Below are 666 nucleotides of genomic sequence, written 5' to 3' on the forward strand. Positions count from 1 at the left end.
TTGGCATTCTTTCGTCTGCCAAACCGACCATCTCCTTTCAGGGTTTATCGGCCCTGGCTATTGGTTAGATAGCAGGAAATTTAGGCATCTTTGGCGCCCCTCCGTAAGTATTCATATTTTTTCCAATATCTCTAATTAAACTTCTTATATAAGTTCCTTTAGATACATTTACTTGAAATTTAGCTTCTTGTTCTTTGTTATCATATGAAATTAATTTCAAATTTGAAATGGTTACTTTTCGCGGAGGAATTTCTAGATATTTTTGTTTTCTAGCTAAATTATACATTTTTTGACCTTTAATCTTGATAGCAGAGAAAATCGGAGGAGTTTGCCAATATTGTTTGTTATCAAAAAAATCAAAATTTTGTTTTATCGTAGATTCAGATAAAATTATGTTTTTAGTGTCCATTAATTTCCCGTTAACATCTAAGGTATCATAATTTTTATTAAAAATGGCAGTGCCTTGATATTGTTTATCTAAATCGTTAAATAAAAATGCTAATTTTGTTGCTTTATTAATTATTACAATTAACAAACCTTCTGCTAAAGGATCTAAAGATACAGATAGATTAATTGCGTTTTATGCAGCGATTTATCTTTGCTGTTTTATTTACAATCAGCCCCCGTCCAAACGGTGCGAGCAAGTTTCCAAGCACACCGCTTTCC

1 protein-coding gene is annotated in these 666 nt (G+C 31.7%); it reads right to left on the reverse strand.

From position 1 onward, the window contains the following. Nucleotides 1-64: 64 nt before the first annotated feature. On the reverse strand, nt 65-574 hold the full coding sequence (locus B2G44_RS01150; protein WP_078123025.1) for a pseudouridine synthase family protein: 510 nt from the start codon (nt 572-574) through the stop codon (nt 65-67). Nucleotides 575-666: the final 92 nt, after the last annotated feature.

It is taken from the genome of Candidatus Phytoplasma citri (assembly GCF_002009625.1).
GTDB classification, from domain to species: Bacteria; Bacillota_I; Bacilli_A; order Acholeplasmatales; family Acholeplasmataceae; genus Phytoplasma; species Phytoplasma citri.